Genomic DNA, 18374 nt, shown 5'->3' on the forward strand with positions numbered 1-18374 from the left:
TTTATGCCTTATCTTGTAATGGTAGAAATTCCGAAGATTGTGAGGAGGTTAATTTAGCCGATAAAGTAAATAATCCTTTGTTAGCTATACGCTGCAGGTCATGTGTTACAATCATGGCAGCTATATTATCCTGCTGAGCTTGTTCTATAATTAAATCAAAAAGTAAATTTGCATTATAGGGATCTAATGCCGAAGTCGGCTCATCGGCGAGTAATAACGCAGGTTTATGAATAATAGAGCGAATAAAGGAAGCTCGTTGCCTTTCACCAATTGATAACTGTTTAGGATATTTATTTAGTAAATGAATAATGTTGAGTTTTTGCACTAAATAATCAAAGCGATCATTATCCACTTTTTTCTGTAATAACTTTAACGATAATAAAATGTTGTCACGAACCGTTAAAAATGGCAGTAATCCACCTGTTTGTAACATAAAACCTAAATACTTAGCACGAACATCTGCCAGTTGATCTATTTTATCTTGTTTGATGAGTGTTGCAATATCAATATCACAACTATCTATAGCCAGATTATAACAGCCAATTTCGTCTGGTTTTAGAATCATCCCCACCATTTCAAGTAAAGTACTTTTACCTGCACCACTGTCGCCCTGAATAACGACCACCTCACCAGCTTTTACAGTTAGCTTTGGTAGGCAAACACTAAAAAAGGATTTGCCTGTTGAGCGTGAAATTGCAATTTGATTGATGGTTAACATATTTTCTAACAACACAACTTTATGGCAACATTTCTAATGGTATAGGATACACATTCTCACGCGGATCGCTACCTTCAGCTAATGAAATCCAACGATCTACATCTGCATTACATTTTTGATAATAGCGAATTTTACTATTTAAATTACGAATAAATTTTTCTTGTTCAAGCCCACTCATACTTTTCCATGTATCTTGATCAAGCCCCGTTACATCGCTCTTATAAGGGATATTATCTAAATATTCACCAAGTAGACCCAAATCTGCAATTTTTGTGACAGAATCTGATTTTAATTTACTTGGATCTTGCCCCATTGCGGCAGCAACAGAGCGAAGTTGCGAAAACATATCATCGGCAGAAATCAATCCATCATTAGCTGCATTTGCAATTTTGCTAACAACATCACTCAGATCACTCAGTTGTGATTTTGTTAATAATATACGTGGCTCTGCTGTTGGTATAGTTGGTTTAACAAAATCTTTATCGGCAATCCAAGCCTTAAAAACTGACGGTGCTTTAGTACCTTTTACATCCCCTAAATAAGCAAGTTGCATTGCCTTACTTAATAACAATGCATCTTTTAACATATCAGAGTTATCATCTTTTGCATTTAGAGCATTACCAACAGAAGCTTCACCTTTATATGCTAGTTTGACTTGTTCAGATAGTGCTTGCGCTAATAAATCTACTTTTTTACCAAATTCATTAACATCACCAGCATTAACTGGGTAATAAAGTGATTTATGAATGAAATCGTTATAAGTTAAGTCTGAATATTGTGCTGCCGCTACTTGGTGATCTTTTGCACCACTTGGCGTTTTTAAATGTAGTGCATAAATGGCAACTCCTTTATGCTGAGCTTCTAGCCTTAATTGCGCTGCATCCATGCCAGTACTAGAAAGCTTATCATCCCCCGGAATCGCACTAGCATCTGTTATTAAAATCATATAACGTGCGCCAAAACTATTCCAATTAATATCATTTAATGCTTGAGCAATGCCCGCATAAGAATCTTCCGCAAAATACGAGGTAGAAACAGAAGCTTGTTTAAGTGAAGCACTTAACTTTTTAAAGTCTTCTTTATCCTTAACTTTATTTGGGTCAGCAAAAATCTTGGTAACAAATTCGAGCTTATCCGATGCTTTTAAGCTTGAGCGGAATGATATCAATCCGAATTTTACTTGTTCTTGTAGCTTTTCTTTTTCAATATGCTGATAAACTCGCGTTACCGCTTCTTTAGTTCTTGAAATATAAGGATCCATAGAAATAGTTGAATCAATAACAAACACAATAGCGGCTTTAAAAGGTACTACTTGATTTGCACTATCATCAGCAGTTTGAGCAGTGTTTTGCTTTGGGTTATTTTTTATCAATGATTCTTGTTTACTTACTGATGCGACTTCTAGCACTCGCTCATAAAATCCTCGCCCATTCATTACTTCTTCACCTTGCAAAATAGGTAATAAATAGAAATTACTTTTAAAATCTACAAACTCTTTAGGTTCTTGAGCAAGCACTTCTGGAGCTGCTTTATTCGCTTTTAGAGCTTCACGAATAGGTTTTAATAAAGTTTCAGGTTTATCGGCATCAACAATCGCAGTCAATGCAGCCTTATCCTTGAAAAATAGCAAAGGATCACGATCAACTGGATTAGTAAAAACTAATGTCATTTGCATATTCCAAGCAATAGTACATGAATCATTAATCCAACCAATAGTTTTTCCATAAGAATCTGGTCCTACATTAAGCCATTGCTGATTATTCTGATTTTTGCGCTCATAAACATAATAACGTGAAAATGCAGGTAAAGATTTACCAGTAGGATCAGCAATATTACTTTTTAATTCGCATGTTGGCGTACTTAGTACACGCTGATATAGCGTTTTTTTACCTACCTGCTTAAGTGGCTCTGCGGCAAAACCAATTAATGGTAAACATGTTAAACCTATTGTGGAAATCAGTTTTGAGATAGCTAGCTTATTCATTCTTGCTCCTCACTATTTTTGTAATTGGGTTAAACGATCTTTAACGAATGTATTCTTTGGATCGTTAGTCAAAGATGTTTCATACCAATAAATAGCCGTTTCTTTATCAGATTCAAAACAATTATTCACTTCATAAAATTTTTCGTCATACTCTTTTGCATATAGCATAGCAATGTTAGCATTTGTTTGTGCTTGATTTGCATATAAACGCTGAGCTATATTACATTTTCCTGCTTTTTTAGCTTCAGTAATTATCTGAATAATTGCTCCCGTTTCAGGTTTAGTCTGTAAACATTGTTGAATAAATGTTAAATCATCAGTAGAAATGTTGCTTAAACTACATTGTTCACTAACTTCCACTGTGGGAGTCGGTTGTAATTGTTTTTGGAAAAATAAAAAATACCACGCCGCAAGACCTAGTCCAATTAGTATCATACATCCAACAACAATAGAAACAATTAGCCCTAGGCGACTTTTTGATTTAACTGGTTCCTCAGGAGTTATTCCAGATTCTGACTCCGTTTCAATAGGTTCGACTAATGTTTCCTTTTGAGAGGTAATATTAGATTCTTCAATTAATGGCGGTTCATCTTCAACAATAGGATCATTAACTGGCTCAGGATGTTCTATAACTTGTTCTTCATTAGATAAAGTTGTTTGTGCGTTTAATGCTGTTGAGGCAAAAACAGTTTCTGCAATACTAACAACACCACCATCAACATAACTTTGATTTTGCTTATCACGAATTTGTATAAGAAATCGGAGCTGACTTTCTTGTGTCACCAAAGAGTCGACCAACCATTCACCAACGTATCCCGTTAATTTTTCATTTTCAACTGACATATTTTCAAGAGTATGCCAATTTTTTTCGGGGTTCCATTGATTCAAACCAGATAAGTAATAGCCATCCTGATTGCGTTGTACAAGTATATCAATTTGAGAACTACCACTCCATTTTTGAGCTAAAAACTTCGCAATACCGGGTTTATAACTATCTAATTCAATTCTTAATGCCATGATATCCTCTATTTTTATACTCAAATACGCGAGTATTATTCATCCGATCTATTGAATAGGGAAACATTTTCAACTCAAATAAGACTTCCCTATTACTCTATTTTTTATTTAATTTTAATTAATCTGCGATTGTTTGAAAAAATTAAGAATTTCACCCAATCGGCTATTTTGTTCTTGACTAATTTCTCGTCCTGCATGGTGCCCCACATTTTCTTGCGCAAGCATTGCAAATGCAACAAACCAATCAAATATCGCATACTGGGAATAATTTTTAGTTTTATCGTCCAGTTTCGGTAATGAATGTGATGATTGAACATTCAATTCACTTAGCGGTGAAGAAAATATCGGTTTCCCCTGATTAACTTTACTCATTGGTATATCACCTCCCTGCCCTTGAATAAAACCAAGCCATGCAATAAAATCGGCTAGTAAAGTGTGAATAGTACTAATTTGTCTAGATTCTAGATCATCACGCTTACTACCAGTATTTTCGTTATTCAAAATATGCTCGGTTAAACTTGCTTCGAGTTTCATTCGATTAGCTGCAGTAATAAGTTCTTCTACAATAAAAGAGAGTGATTTTTGATTGATACCAAAAAACTGTAAAATATGCTTATCTAATACAATATTCCTTAAATGCTCTAACCATGCCGAAAAAACAGTTTTGGCAAACTTTGATTCGGTTGGTAATGTGGCAACTTGTTTAGTGGTCAATGGTGAATTCTCATCAGAAAATAACTCGAAATCAGCATTTAAACCAAAATCATTCGATAAATTATCTAACAAATTATCATTGCTATCTTGCTGTGTTTCATTTTCTATTGTATTGGAATGATAAAGTGCTCTAATTGTTTGATCTGGTAATTCAAACACTTTAAGTAGTTCACCTAATAATAGTGCTTTACTTTGCAATTCTTTAACTGCATCAGCAATTACTTGCTTTTTCTTAACTAGCTCTTCATCACTATCCGCTTGATACCAAGTATCAAAACGCATATTAATAATGTAATCAATTTTCTCATTAAGTTGTTCAACAATACGTTGTTGTTTTACTTCCGTAATGGCAACTTGCTCCAAGTATTGGCTAATTCGGCCTATACCGCCATCATTAAGTTTTAACATGGCATCCCATGCTTCTTCTGGCTGGAACACATATTCTTTAATATCACTATTTTGCACAAATGTATTTTTTAATACATTCATTTTATCTTGATAATTTTCTCTATAATCAATCTCTTGGCTAGTGCTCGGTTCGACATTTAAAAATGGCACATCAAATCCTGGTTTTCGAACTAGAAAAATATTATTAAATTTGTGATTGTTCGACCAATTACTTAACCAATCATAACTACCAAAACGTTCTAAGATAGTTTGTTGTAACAAACCTCCTTTGCCCCAGCTATTTTTTAAATTATCTTCAGATAGTGTTAATGATGTGCCAATGCGTTTATCAAACATGGTTATTGCCCATAATAATCCCGGCTTTTTAGTAGCTCTTTTTTCAGCTGTTTCACCTTGGGTTTTATCAATCCAGCGCTCAAGTACTGGACCTACATCATTAACATCAGATTGTTTATCTGATGGTGTACAAACAACTAGCACATTCATTTCCTGGCTGTCAGTATATTTTTCAAAAAGATAAGCAACTTTACCACGCAATAAAAGCTGAGCAATTGGATTACCTTCTTTAACATCAGAAATCGATATTAAGTTTAGACGGCCTCGGTATCCAGGAAAATCAAGTAAATCTACATTTTCAAATGTTGGTACTCTGGTTTTATTGACTAATGGAAAAATTAATTCGGCAGTTAAAAAAGCCAATTGAGCTAAAGATATAGTTGTTGGTGCGCCATTTAATGGCGTTATAGTGACAGATGAATCTTTGTCGGTATTTAATCGCTCAAGAATATCAACATTCATAATACTGTCAATTTGTGACTTAGTACCGTTATTATCTTTGATTAAGACAGAAAGCGGCGCATATACCGTTTCAGCATGACTAAAACTTGATAAGGTCGTCGCTAGTTGGGTATAGATTGTGGTGAGTTCAGAAATACCACCCCATAAAACAGAAATCAGTTCACCACGATCAGATACAGGCAAATAAGGAAGAAGGTGCGTTGCTTTTTCCCAATATCCCCCTTTCAAACCTTCAAGCGAGTTACCGAAGTTCTCAGATAAATAATCATAAAGATCAACAACATCATCTTCAATAATACCGCCAACATAGCTTATTTGTTTTTTATTTTCTAACCGTTGAATCAACTGATTTAGCTGTGAAAACTCAATTTTATTGGATACTTTTTGTTGGTCAAAATCTTTAAAATAGGCATTTATTAAGATTTTTACAATTTCTATCTCTTTAAATAATTTTAATTCTAACGGATAGTTAGCTATACCACCTTTAGCAATACGGCTAAAACGAGTAACAAGACCTGTCGCTTCTTTACCACTACCTACAGGGTTTACATGATCAATAAAGTCTAAAACTTCGTTATCAACAACCGTTTCAAGCTTACCATTTTCACCCGCAGCTAGCGCTGAAATAAGGTACGATTTACCTGCCTGTGATAATCCAAAAAAACCAACTGCAACAGACTTAGTTGATACATCACCCAATCGTTTTGCACTATTACGTAAACGACGTAAATCTAAAATTAAATTATCTGCTTCACTATCTAAACGTTTAGATGAATGGCGTGTTTGATCTACCCACTCAATGGCCTTTGCTGATGCTTGATAGACCTGTTCCCAAGATTTAGGAAGTTGTTCATTTAAGTTTTTCATCGTTTTATCATTCCACTATCAAGCCAATATTGCGTACTTATTAAACCAGAGTTAACCATTGTATTTAAACTTAGTTTAATATCCTGATTTTTATTACAGGCTCGCCCATCAGAGGCTTTTACATCCTTAATATAAAAATTTTCGACCGTTTTTTGTTTGTTTTTTATGCCGAGAGTAACTTCTAATACGACGCCTTCAGCACTTAATCGCTTGGCCACTTCACTATTTTCAATTGTTAAAATATAAATAGGCGATGCTGGCCACCTTTCAACTTCGAGTTGCCTAAAACCAAGTCTTGTGGTGCCTCTAATTTCAAATGAGAGATCAGGGAAATCATAATCAGGATTATCTAAGTCAATATCTTGATAATAAACATTTTCTTTTTTAATCATATTAAGATTATCTAAAAGTCCAATGTATTTAACTGTTGAATATAAATCCATATTAGAAGATCTAAAATAGAAATTAGGTAATCGTAAATTTTTGCTTAGAAAACAAAGCATAGCACCCACAGCAGCCGTTGTTTTAGGATCATCAATGCGTTCTTGTTTATGGAAAGGATACCAACCACCAGTATGATAACCATGTAAAGGCAAAATTCGCCCTGCAGGCATAGATAAGCGTGATCGGAAATAACTTTGAATTCCCGGTAATCGAGAAGGGCGACCAGTTAATAAAAGAACATCACACTGATAACAACTAATAATTTCGGATAATGCATCAAACGTTTTACAGATGTTGTAATAATCACCACGAATAAACAAATAATGTATACGTTTAAGGTTAATATCGATACTTAAATCAAGTACCGAAAACTCAGGGTTATTTAATGCACGCCTAATAGGTTCATTTATAAAATTAAGCACATTGTCAGTCATAGTATTATGTTGTAATAATTCGCCAAAGGTAGAACGATAATCATGTTGCTCTGAATGTAATGGATCATAAAGTTCATACGCTTTTAATATTTGTAATCCAACCGGTGTAAATAACTGTAAAGTGAGTTGTTGGCGCAATACCGCATCTTGGATAGATAGTTGTTGTGAACCAATAATAGTAGATAAAATTGGGTTTGGATCTGCAATTCCAGCTTGTTTTAGACCATTTGTTAAAGCGGTTAGAATGGTATCTTGAATGATATCAAGTAAAATATCATCCCCTGCAACCTTAAATCCATCACGAAAACGTTGCGTTGGTACAATATAAGCATTACTACTGTTGGTTTGACCACTTACACCATAATCTAATTGGTAATCGTTAATCACTAAATCTGTTGTGCCGCCACCAATATCAACTGTTGCAATAGTTAGTTTCTGTTTATTAGCTTTACCTGGACGTACCATTGAAGCAATAAATTCTTCACTGCGCCCATTATAATTATTTTGTGTCTCGTTAAAGAGGTAAACCACTTGCCCGCAAGTCGCCTCGTCCCATTGAATATACACTTCAGGGATATTTGGCCATACACTTTTTAGTTGTTCTGGATTATTGAAATCAATATTTTTATCTGAACTATCCCAACCAAGGCTTTTCCAAACCAAACCTATTGCTTGATATACGCAACTTTTAAATATTGCTTGTTCTGGTTTTGGCATAGCTGGCGGAATAGTTAAAATAATAGATCTTAAATTACGTGGCGTTTTAGCATGCTCGAGTTTATTACGCTGAGCAACACTATTCATTTGCATTAATGCATGCATTAATACTTCACATAACATAAAAGTCATCAAAGAACTACGTGAGTATTTGGGGTGGAAAACCGGCATTTTACGGTCATACTCTTCTTCAATATCATTACTTAAAATATGTAATGCTTCACCGTATTCATTAATTAAGCTTGAAAAAGGTTCTGCTGTTGCAAATGGTTCATGATCACTTTTTACATAATGAGAATTAAAACGCCAACCTTGTTCGTATTTATCTTGATCCCATAAATAGCGTTTAGGGCTTGAAAGACCCGTTGCACCTTCATTGCCCTCTCGCCGACTTGCAAGCCGACTTGCCTCTTGGCCAACACGGACAATACTAGGCCATCGGAATGTATCTCGTCGACCGCTTTGTAATGAAAAATGTTCTTTACCGAAAAAAGTTTGGGCAAATTCTACTCGGCTTTCAAACGGTTCATTGTAAATATGCTCTGGTTGGGTTAAGTCTCGAATTTCAAGCTCATAACGATGATTTAAACTATCTTTATCTTGGGCATGATCTTCAATTAAAATGCCACAAGTGCGTGAATTACCCACATCTAAAATCATATCAACAGGAATTGATTTAACAACATCATCTTTATTGTTTGACACAATTTTAATTGTTGGCAATTGCAAGGAGTCGGCAAGTAAGTGGATGATATTTAGGTAATGCGCATAATAAGATTTATTTTTAATCTCTTTATTAATATCATCTTTATGTATCTTTAAACGTTCAGGTTGTGGCGCGAGTTCTTGAAAGAGATCAATTAACCAACTGGTTATCCATTTGAGTTCTAAATACCATGAAACGTGATCTGAGCGGTGTGCTAAACTAAATACTGCACCAGTCATCACATCGTTTTCGGTTGGCGCAAGATAAGCAACATCTTGTAAGTTAGCAAATACTTTTGTATCAAAAGCAAAAGTGATTCGATGTGTATTACCATCAGGATCTTCACCTTCAGGAATACTAACGATTCGAACTCGGCTCCAGTTATGTGGCCCTTTATCAAAACGATTTGAAGGTATTGAACGTAACATAGGAACTGGTAACCAAATGCCATCGTATAGTTTTAAGGACTGTTCAACACTAATTTCCTGTGTTGGATTAACAGCAAATGTGGGATTATCTGGTGTAAAAAATTGACCACTTTCCACATCTTCAACCAACCTAATTAGCGCACCACTCTCAGAGGGATCCATAAAGCACCCATTAACTTTACTGCGCCATTCATTATCTTTCCAATCGATTTTAAGTGCAAAGTCAAGAAACTGAATACCGCTATTCATAATAAGTGTCACTTCTTGACCATAATTGCGTAATTCTGGAAGCATATACAACCTTTATTGTTTTTTCATTGTTATTGGGAATGAAGTCCCATTATTATAAATTCCCTGACAATTAGCATTATTATTTTTGTCTGGTGTACATTGAATCTTTGGTAATTGATATTTGGTATTGTCACTACAAACAGCCTCAGTGTTACCCGTTATATCTAAATTGGCATTTTTAATGTTTGTACCCACATTACCTGTACATTTGACACCATCACTACGTGTTACAGTGACTTCGCCATTCCCATCATTAAAGTTATAACTTAATTGTAATGGTTTACCAGTGGCTTTATCTTGAATACCACCATTTACAGACCATTGACCATTTAAGAATTTTGTCGATCCTTGTTTAATTGCATCAGCTGGCATAGCTAAATGATTAGTTTGATCAACAGCTGAATTAGAATCTGATTTATTATCTTTATCCGATGGCGAAGATGTCTGCTCAGCACTATCTTTATCTTGTTTATCTTGCTCGCTTTGATCATTTTGGATATTTGCATCATCTTTTTTATCAGGATCTAAAGGGGTAGATTTGTCATCTTTATCATCCGTTTTTGTTGCATCTTGCTCGCTTTTATTATCTTTGACACCAGGCTCTGGAATATTATTACTATCATTTCCATTGTCTGTAGGTAAAGAATGATCAACTGAATCACCAGCCACGTTGCTATTGGTAGGAATATTATTTGCATTGTCTAAAATCGTACCATTTGGTATAGCCTTATTGGTGACACCTAATCGATTATCAACGACAACATTTTTTGGCTCTGGATCTTTTCTATCTTGTTTTTCATCTTTTTCTGGTTGGCTAATATTACTATTATCTAAAGATACATTCGGGTTAATCGATATTTGAGGTTTTAGCCAACAGCCGCGTAATAAAAACAATGCTAACAAAAGTAACAATAAAGGTAATAACCCTAACAACCATACCCACCAACGTTTCCACCATGGTCTATTATTAATTTGTGGAGTAACTACTTCTGTGATTGTTGGCGTTACTTTTTTTGCCGGCTCTAAACAATAGAATGGAGAATTTACTTGAGGCGTTTGTGGATAAACAAACCCCCAAAAAGTAATCACAGGTTTACCATTAACAATATAAACAAATTGATTACTAGGAAAGCGTATTGCCATCAAGTTGGGTTCTAGGCTTTGTGGATTGTGTTTTGGATCATAAATAAGGCGGCTGAACAATAACTGATCGCCTTTAATATTTGGGTTACTAGCTAGTTGCTCACCTAGAGCCACAACTTTTCGCTCAAATTCCTTTAAAAGCTCAAGAGCTGATTCTTGTTCGGATTCACTAGCTGATGTCCAAGGAACTATATCATATTGCCCATCTGGTTGATTTGAATCAAAAGGAATATACCAATCAATAATATTACCTTGGTCATTGCGTTGAGGAATGGCTAAATAATCGGCAAATTGTTTGCCTAATTTAACTCTAAACGTTTCCCGAATTTGAGCTGCGACTAAATAAGCAGCTTTTCCATCATGCCCAAGCATTTTGAAATCTTTAATATCACCACTTCGAAGTAATGTATTTGCCATATATTTCTTTTCATTCCTTTATATCATTTTTATTTCTTATAATTTCTTTTTAAAATTATGACAAGTTTAACAGAAAACGCCATTATTGTAATTGATATCATCATGGATATTCTGAATTTTAAACATATCTTTTAATAGATTATGTCATAAATGGCAGAATTAATACAGATTATAAAAAATTAAATAATCAATTGAATTATAATAACTTTAATCATAATTGCGATACCATTGATGAGCTTAACTTTTATACTAAAACATATACTTTCCTGAAAGTTTTTTACAAAATTATTTTAAGAACTCATCATCTGTTAATACTCGTAATGGTTGCATATCGCTTTCACCTTTTATAACTAAAGAAGGATCGGAGCGTAAGCAAGTCCCACCATAATGTCCACCAACAGTAAAAGTACATAACTGTAGATAACGATCTTCGACTTTCGGTAAGCACCATAGTTCTTGATAAATATTTTCTTGTTTAGCAAATCGACCTACTGTTTTATCAAGGATCTGTTCTTGATTATTCACTAATTGAATATCACTACCACGGCGTCCAGCTATTGGTTTTATTGCATAACCTTTTTTAATTAGGCTTTCATTGAGTTCAAATGTAGACTCTAATAGGTAACGATGATTAGGAAATAAAGACCATAATACGGGTAAAATAGCTTTATTACTTGGAATAACCGTCCACAGTGGTTCGAAAACAGAGACTTCCGGTCGCAAAAGCACATCGAGCAATCTAACTGAATTTTCAGGATGCCATGTACGAATTGGTAAACCTGCAATTTGTGCCTCGCTTTCTTCTCGAAGTTGCTCTAATACCGTTTCCCAAGCCCATGTTTTCCAGACACAAGTTACTTGGCGATCTTCATCATCAACAAGTCGACCACGTTTATCCCATCTTAGTCCAGTAAGCCCTCGTAAAATTTTGCTATTAAATCCCGCTTGAGTAAGTGCTGTTTGCATAAATAATGCATGATAATTTTCTTCACTATCATTATCTTGCATAATATGAACAAAAGATTGAGCATCACTATGCTTCCAACAGTTAGCTAAAGAATTAAGCAAACCACTACTAGGATTGGTTCCTATATTCAGTCCAGCTTGAATAGCCCATTTTTGCAAAATATGACCTGCCTCAGTATGGCAAGAAGCAGAATCAGCATTATATTCATAGACTTTAAAGCCTCGTTCATCCATACAAAAATCTAACCGCCCAGTAATCATTTGGTAACGGCGCTGCTGCCATGAAAGTCTTAATCTTGGCCATAATATTTCTGGGATATTAAAATTAAGTAATAAATTATCGTCCTTTAATACTTTATCTGTGGCATGCAAATACATTAAATGTAATTCATTGGTTGCGCGAATAAGCTCTTGTTCGGCACTTTCAGAAATAGTGAAATAGCGATAGTGATCATCATGACTAATAGCATGACCTGTCGCTGAAACATACGCACTTTCTAATGGATCTGATTCATTTAACCAATTTTTATCAAATTGACCTTGGTTTTCAATATGCGCGCTATGAATTTCAAGTAACGGTTTAGGAATTTTAGGTTGCGGTAAACTATATTCAGTCTTGTCAGTTTGAATCATCCACCCTAAGATTTTCGTATCATCAAACGAGTCATGTAATTGGTAACCGTCACTGGTCACTGTCATTTTAAGTTCACGAGTCCATTGCTGCCCAATTGGTAAACGCTTATGTATGACATTTTGTTCTGCTATCCGTACTTTATCTTTAAATACTTCAGTAATGATAGCCACATGACCTGTACGGTCAAAAAAACCACCATCATCCCAAACAAGTAACGCACCAGCCTCGGGCTTTTTTTTGCTTCCGTTTGCAAAAGCTTGCAAAGGTAAAATCGCTTCATTAACAACTTTCCTTAGAAAACGTAGTGAAAAAATTTCATGCGCCATACCAACATCTGTAAAAACAATACCATAGTTTAAAAATAAAAATCGCCTTGCAAATTCAACGCATTGCCATTTATATCCCATATATTCATAACCAGAATAGCTACGAAAAGATGCATCATTAGGGTATTGTTTTTGATCTAAAGTTTCATAATCAGATGAATAAATGGCAACGCCACCTGGCGCATACCCTAATAATGTACCAAAAGGTTCTTTATTATTGGACTTAGATGACATGTTATTTTAGCCTTATTAGTAAATAGCAAGATACGTTAATTACACTATGTTATAATTTTCTATCATAGATCAAAATATATACTTTAAAAAGCAATGTTTATTATTCGTTACTTGAAGAATAGTAAATTGCCTATATATAGTGTTTATTCTTGGTAGTCGTAACGATACATCGAACCAAATAAACGAGAAAAATAAAATTATGCAAAAAACTAAATTAAATGAGTTATTAGAGTTCCCATGCTCTTTTACCTATAAAGTAATGGGAGAAGCAAAACCAGAGCTTGTAGACAAAGTGGTATCAGTGATTCAACGCCATGCTCCTGGCGATTATACGCCATCAATCAAACCTAGTAGTAAAGGTAATTATCATTCTGTATCAATTACCATTAATGCAACGCATATCGATCAGGTCGAAAATCTTTATAAAGAATTAGGCGAAATCGATATTGTAAGAATGGTTTTATAGTGTTTTACTTTTTGCTAAAAATTGAAAGTTTTATCGGTATAGATAAGGCTTTCTGCTATACAATAAAAAATTCAATAAAATCAATACCCTACCTGAATGATTTTTAGTGAATATTCATCTTTATTACAACAAAAGAATTAATTAGAAAATATTATAGAATCAATGTATTTTATTAAGATATTCAAATTAGTATTGTATAAGCAGTAACATAAATTCATTCAAGATGATAAAGCGCAAGATAGTGTTAACTGCCTTGCGCTTTTAATAAAAAACAAATTATCCTAAAATTTTCACTAATTCTTTTGTTACTTCAGTTACAGCTTGCGTTCCATCAATACGGAAATATTGTGTCCGCCCTTCTTTGGCTTCATGCTGATAATAACTAATTAGTGGTTTAGTCAAATCGTGATATTCAACAAGGCGTTTACGAACGATTTCTTCGTTATCATCTTTGCGAATAGTAAGTGGTTCACCAGTCACATCATCAACATTTTCAACCTTTGGTGGATTATGGCGAATGTGATAAACACGACCTGAAGGAGCATGAATTCGGCGCCCACTCATGCGATCAATAATCACTGCGTCTGGTACATCAAATTCAAGCACATAGTCAACCTTTATGCCAGCTGTTTTCATCGCATCTGCTTGTGGAACCGTGCGAGGGAAGCCATCTAGCAAAAAGCCATTAGCGCAATCGCTTTGTGCAATACGTTCTTTAACTAATGCAATAACGAGTTCATCGGTAACTAGCTTACCGGCATCCATTAACTCCTTAGCTTGTAAACCAAGTGGACTACCAGCTTTTACTGCTGCTCGCAACATATCACCAGTTGAAATTTGAGGAATACCATATTTTTGCATAATAAATTGTGCTTGTGTTCCCTTTCCTGCTCCTGGTGCTCCTAATAAAATAATTCGCATAAAATAACCTCTTATGGCTTTAATATAAATAAAGCTTCTATTCTGGTAAATAATGAAATATCACCTTACTGCTGGATATCAAACCATCAGTTGGGCAAATATAGTTAACCGCTCCACAACCTTTGATCATTTGAGCTTTTTGCAAACAAGTCGGGCAAATATACTGTTCAAGATAATGTTGCTTACAATGAGGACAATTAAAATTCTGTGGCGAAACAACACTCATTTTATGATGACACTTTGGACAAAGGCCTTCTTTCCCTGAATCATTCATTAATTTTCCTGACATAAATTAGTTTCGCCCTCTTACATGCTTCATTAATCGACGGCGTTTACGTTGCTGTGATGCAGTTAAAGTATTTTTTCTACCTTCGAATGGGTTAGCCCCTTCTTTAAACTGAATTCGAATTGGTGACCCCATGATTTTTAGTGATCGTCTAAAATAGTTCATCAAATAACGTTTATAAGAATCTGGTAGATCTTCTACTTGATTACCATGAATCACAACAATTGGTGGATTATAACCACCAGCATGTGCATATTTTAGTTTAACACGTCGCCCTCGAACTAAAGGCGGCTGATGGTCATCTTGTGCCATTTGCATAATCTTGGTTAATAATGCGGTATTAACGCGACGTGTTGCACAATCATATGCTTCTTGAATCGAATCAAATAAGTTACCAACACCACTACCATGCAACGCAGAAATAAAGTGCACACGAGCAAAATCAATAAAATCTAATCTATCATCTAATGTCGTTTTAACTTGCTCTTTGATATCTTGTGACAAACCATCCCATTTATTAACGGCTATTACAAGTGAGCGCCCACTATTAATAATAAAACCAAGCAATGATAAGTCTTGATCGGATACACCTTCTCTGGCATCAATAACTAAAATAACTACATTAGCATCTTCAATTGCTTGTAACGTTTTAATAACTGAAAATTTTTCAACTGTTTCAGTAACTTTTCCTCGTTTACGTACACCAGCCGTATCAATCAAGATATACTCACGTTCATCTCGATTCATTGGTATATAGATACTGTCTCGAGTTGTCCCTGGCATATCATATACAACAACTCGCTCTTCACCTAAAATTCGATTAGTTAGTGTTGACTTACCAACATTTGGTCGGCCAACAATAGCAACTTTGATAGGTTGATTGATTAATGATTCTGTTTCATCAACAAAATCATCACATAATTCAGTTAGATTATCTAATTGTTGATTATCATCCGAGTTATTATCTTCGTTATTATCGAACTGGAAAATAGGATCTAATACAGTTTCAATTAATGAACTTACGCCACGACCATGACTAGCTGCAATTGGGTGAATTTCTCCCAATCCTAAACCATAAAAATCAGAAATCGCAGTATCGACATCAATACCATCAATTTTATTGGCTACTAAAAAAGTAGCTTTATCGCGAGAACGGAGATGTTTTGCAATAGCATGATCAGCTGGCATTGTACCAGCTCTAGCATCAACCAAGAAAAGAACAATATCAGCTTCTTCTATTGCTTGTAGGGATTGTTCAGCCATAAAGCTTTCAACCCCATCTTCTGTTCCATCAATACCACCAGTATCAATCAAGATATATTCATGGCCCTTGATCTCAGCTCTTCCATATTTACGATCACGAGTTAATCCAGGAAAGTCAGCCACTAAGGCATCTCGAGTTCGTGTTAACCGATTAAATAGAGTCGACTTTCCAACATTTGGACGACCAACAAGCGCTACAACAGGTACCATGTTTCTTCTCTAGATTACTTTAATTCTTTGTAAAGGCGTAAATATCACCATTTTTAGCTTGGACAATTAACTTATTGCTTACAACTAATGGTTTAGATATTAATCCGCTACTACTCACTTGTGTTTTAGCAACAAGTTCACCGTTTTCAGCATTTAACCAATATAGGTAACCTTCAAAATCACCAAACACGACATAATTTTGGTAGATGACAGGATCAGTTAACAAACGATGAGTAAAGTTTGACTGAGTCCAAAGTTCTCCGCCACCACTCTTAGCGATGGCCCGAACATTGTCATCCTGATCAATAACAAACAATCTATCGGTATCAACAGCAAAGCTATGAATAGATCCAAGTACTTTACGCCAAACAGTTTGACCATTACTTAAATCAAGCGCAACAACACTACCATTATAACCAACAGAATAGACTAAATTACCTTCAACTACCGGAGTAGAATCAACATCATTTAATTTTGCTATTTCTGTAGAGCCTGATGGCTGTGAAATGCGTTGTTGCCAAATTAATTGGCCATCATTAATATAGTAAGCATTTACTCGACCATTATCATCACCAACGATTGCTGCACCATGAGCGATAGTGGGTGTAGAGTTACCTCTTATTGATAATGTTGGAACTTCGAAGGAAACATCCCACAAATAATCACCAGTGTCACGATTAATACCTTGAAGAACACCATTAGCAGTATGAATTATTAATTTGTTATCAGAAGATACCGGGCGGGCAAGTACTTCCCCTTTCACTGCTTTTTCCCAAACAACTCTACCGTTGAGACGATCTAACGCATAGACAATGGCACGTTCACTACCTACATAGACATATTTATCATCAGCACTTACACCACCTGAAAATAGTGCAGTTTTACTACTGAAAAGTGTACTTTTAGATAAATTGACATCCCATATAGTATTACCGCTTGATAAATCAATTGCCTTAACTTGTCCACTACGACTCGCTACATAGATAGCATTATCATAATTAATCGGACCTAATAATGAATAAATATGAGTATTACCAGCAGTACTATTTTTCCATACTTGTTGAATAGAAAATTGATTATCTACTTTCGGTGACGGTGCAATTTGTACAATCTCATCTTCTTTACCGAATAAAGAACACCCAGCTAGTGAAAAAACAAAAACACCAACAAAAAGATATTTTGATAACTTCATTGTATAGACCCTTATAGCAGGATAAATTAATTTTTACTTTCTTCAGATGCAGCTTGTTTCGCTTTAGCTTCTTGCTCTGCTTTTTCTTTGGCTGCCTGAGCCTCTTTTTCTGCCTTTTCTTTAGTAGCTAAAACTTCTTGTTCAACTTCTTGTTTTGCTTTTAAATATTCAGCTTGGTTCAACTTCATTTTAATACTTTCTTCTAAATCTTTAGTTGGTGAAGAAGTCAAAGCAACATTATAAGCACTCACTGCGTCAGCATAACGAGTCATTTTAACAAGCACATCACCTCGGAGATCATTAATTACGGCACCCCAACTTTCATTAGTTACATTACCTAAAGATGTTAGACTTTCTGGATATTGACCTTGTTGATACTGTAAGCGTGCTATACGAATATTGGTAATCGCTTTAACAGGCTCTGAATCCGCTTTCTTTAATGCATCAACTAACAAGGCTTGTGCCTCAGGATAATCTTTTAATACCTCAACATAAAATTTTGCTGCACGCAAATTAGCAAACACGCTATAAATAGTATCGTTGTTTTTAGCAAAAGATACTAATTCATTAACAGAATCTGGTTTATTATCATCTAATTGAGCAATTAATTGTTCATACTTATCTGATGATGCTATCGCCTTTTCAACTTTATATGATTGCCAATAACGCCAGCCATAAAAGGCCAATAATCCAATCACAATAATGGCAACCATAATTTTCCATGTTTTAGCAAAAAAACCTTTTATCTCTTCAATTTGTTCTTCACTGGATAACTGATGACTCACGTTTT

Annotated in this window: 13 protein-coding genes; 1 reads left to right on the forward strand and 12 read right to left on the reverse strand. The window is 34.9% G+C overall.

From position 1 onward, the window contains the following. Nucleotide 1 precedes the first annotated feature (1 nt). The 7 genes from J6569_RS02620 to gss all read right to left on the reverse strand — a co-directional run bounded on the left by J6569_RS02620 (nucleotide 2) and on the right by gss (nucleotide 13246). Nucleotides 2–718: an ATP-binding cassette domain-containing protein gene (locus tag J6569_RS02620; protein WP_065625390.1), complete on the reverse strand. Its 717-nt coding sequence runs from the start codon at nucleotides 716–718 to the stop codon at nucleotides 2–4. 19 nt (nucleotides 719–737) lie between these two features. Beyond that, complete coding sequence (locus J6569_RS02625; RefSeq protein WP_085164563.1) at nucleotides 738–2702, reverse strand: vWA domain-containing protein; 1965 nt, start codon at nucleotides 2700–2702, stop codon at nucleotides 738–740. A 12-nt stretch (nucleotides 2703–2714) separates the two neighbouring features. Further along, nucleotides 2715–3719, reverse strand: a complete 1005-nt coding sequence (locus J6569_RS02630; protein WP_296317460.1) for a hypothetical protein — start codon at nucleotides 3717–3719, stop codon at nucleotides 2715–2717. Between the two features lie 114 nt (nucleotides 3720–3833). After that, nucleotides 3834–6506, reverse strand: a complete 2673-nt coding sequence (locus J6569_RS02635; protein WP_085164567.1) for a virulence factor SrfC family protein — start codon at nucleotides 6504–6506, stop codon at nucleotides 3834–3836. Next, entirely contained in the window at nucleotides 6503–9529 is a 3027-nt protein-coding gene (locus J6569_RS02640; RefSeq protein ID WP_296317463.1) for a virulence factor SrfB, read from the reverse strand. Before J6569_RS02640 ends, J6569_RS02635 begins: the two co-directional genes overlap by 4 nt. A gap of 9 nt (nucleotides 9530–9538) precedes the next feature. Then, complete coding sequence (locus tag J6569_RS02645) at nucleotides 9539–11086, reverse strand: SrfA family protein (RefSeq protein ID WP_296317464.1); 1548 nt, start codon at nucleotides 11084–11086, stop codon at nucleotides 9539–9541. A 285-nt stretch (nucleotides 11087–11371) separates the two neighbouring features. Next, nucleotides 11372–13246: a bifunctional glutathionylspermidine amidase/synthase gene (gene gss, locus J6569_RS02650; RefSeq protein ID WP_034913310.1), complete on the reverse strand. Its 1875-nt coding sequence runs from the start codon at nucleotides 13244–13246 to the stop codon at nucleotides 11372–11374. A gap of 199 nt (nucleotides 13247–13445) precedes the next feature. On the opposite strand from gss, the gene ybeD reads away from it, so the two are divergent. Next, nucleotides 13446–13712, forward strand: a complete 267-nt coding sequence (gene ybeD, locus J6569_RS02655) for a DUF493 family protein YbeD (protein ID WP_034913328.1) — start codon at nucleotides 13446–13448, stop codon at nucleotides 13710–13712. 276 nt (nucleotides 13713–13988) lie between these two features. On the opposite strand, the gene adk is transcribed toward ybeD, so the two are convergent. From adk to J6569_RS02680, 5 genes are read right to left on the reverse strand one after another with little or no spacing between them, the layout of a single operon-like run. After that, nucleotides 13989–14633, reverse strand: coding sequence for an adenylate kinase (adk, locus tag J6569_RS02660; RefSeq protein ID WP_065574343.1), 645 nt, complete (start codon nucleotides 14631–14633; stop codon nucleotides 13989–13991). 37 nt (nucleotides 14634–14670) lie between these two features. Beyond that, nucleotides 14671–14922 carry a zinc-ribbon domain-containing protein gene (locus tag J6569_RS02665; RefSeq protein WP_081296711.1) on the reverse strand — a complete coding sequence of 84 codons (252 nt, stop codon included), beginning with the start codon at nucleotides 14920–14922 and terminating at the stop codon, nucleotides 14671–14673. Between the two features lie 3 nt (nucleotides 14923–14925). After that, entirely contained in the window at nucleotides 14926–16392 is a 1467-nt protein-coding gene (der, locus tag J6569_RS02670) for a ribosome biogenesis GTPase Der (protein WP_296317467.1), read from the reverse strand. 19 nt (nucleotides 16393–16411) lie between these two features. Beyond that, the gene (bamB, locus tag J6569_RS02675) at nucleotides 16412–17584 is read right to left on the reverse strand and encodes an outer membrane protein assembly factor BamB (protein WP_065590195.1); all 1173 of its coding nucleotides are present in this window, start codon (nucleotides 17582–17584) and stop codon (nucleotides 16412–16414) included. A gap of 26 nt (nucleotides 17585–17610) precedes the next feature. Then, a complete protein-coding gene (locus J6569_RS02680) occupies nucleotides 17611–18369 on the reverse strand; it encodes a tetratricopeptide repeat protein (protein WP_296317469.1) in 759 nt (252 codons plus the stop codon). Nucleotides 18370–18374: the final 5 nt, after the last annotated feature.

Origin of the sequence: Gilliamella sp. (genome assembly GCF_024104075.1) — a bacterium.
GTDB classification, from domain to species: Bacteria; Pseudomonadota; Gammaproteobacteria; order Enterobacterales; family Orbaceae; genus Gilliamella; species Gilliamella bombi.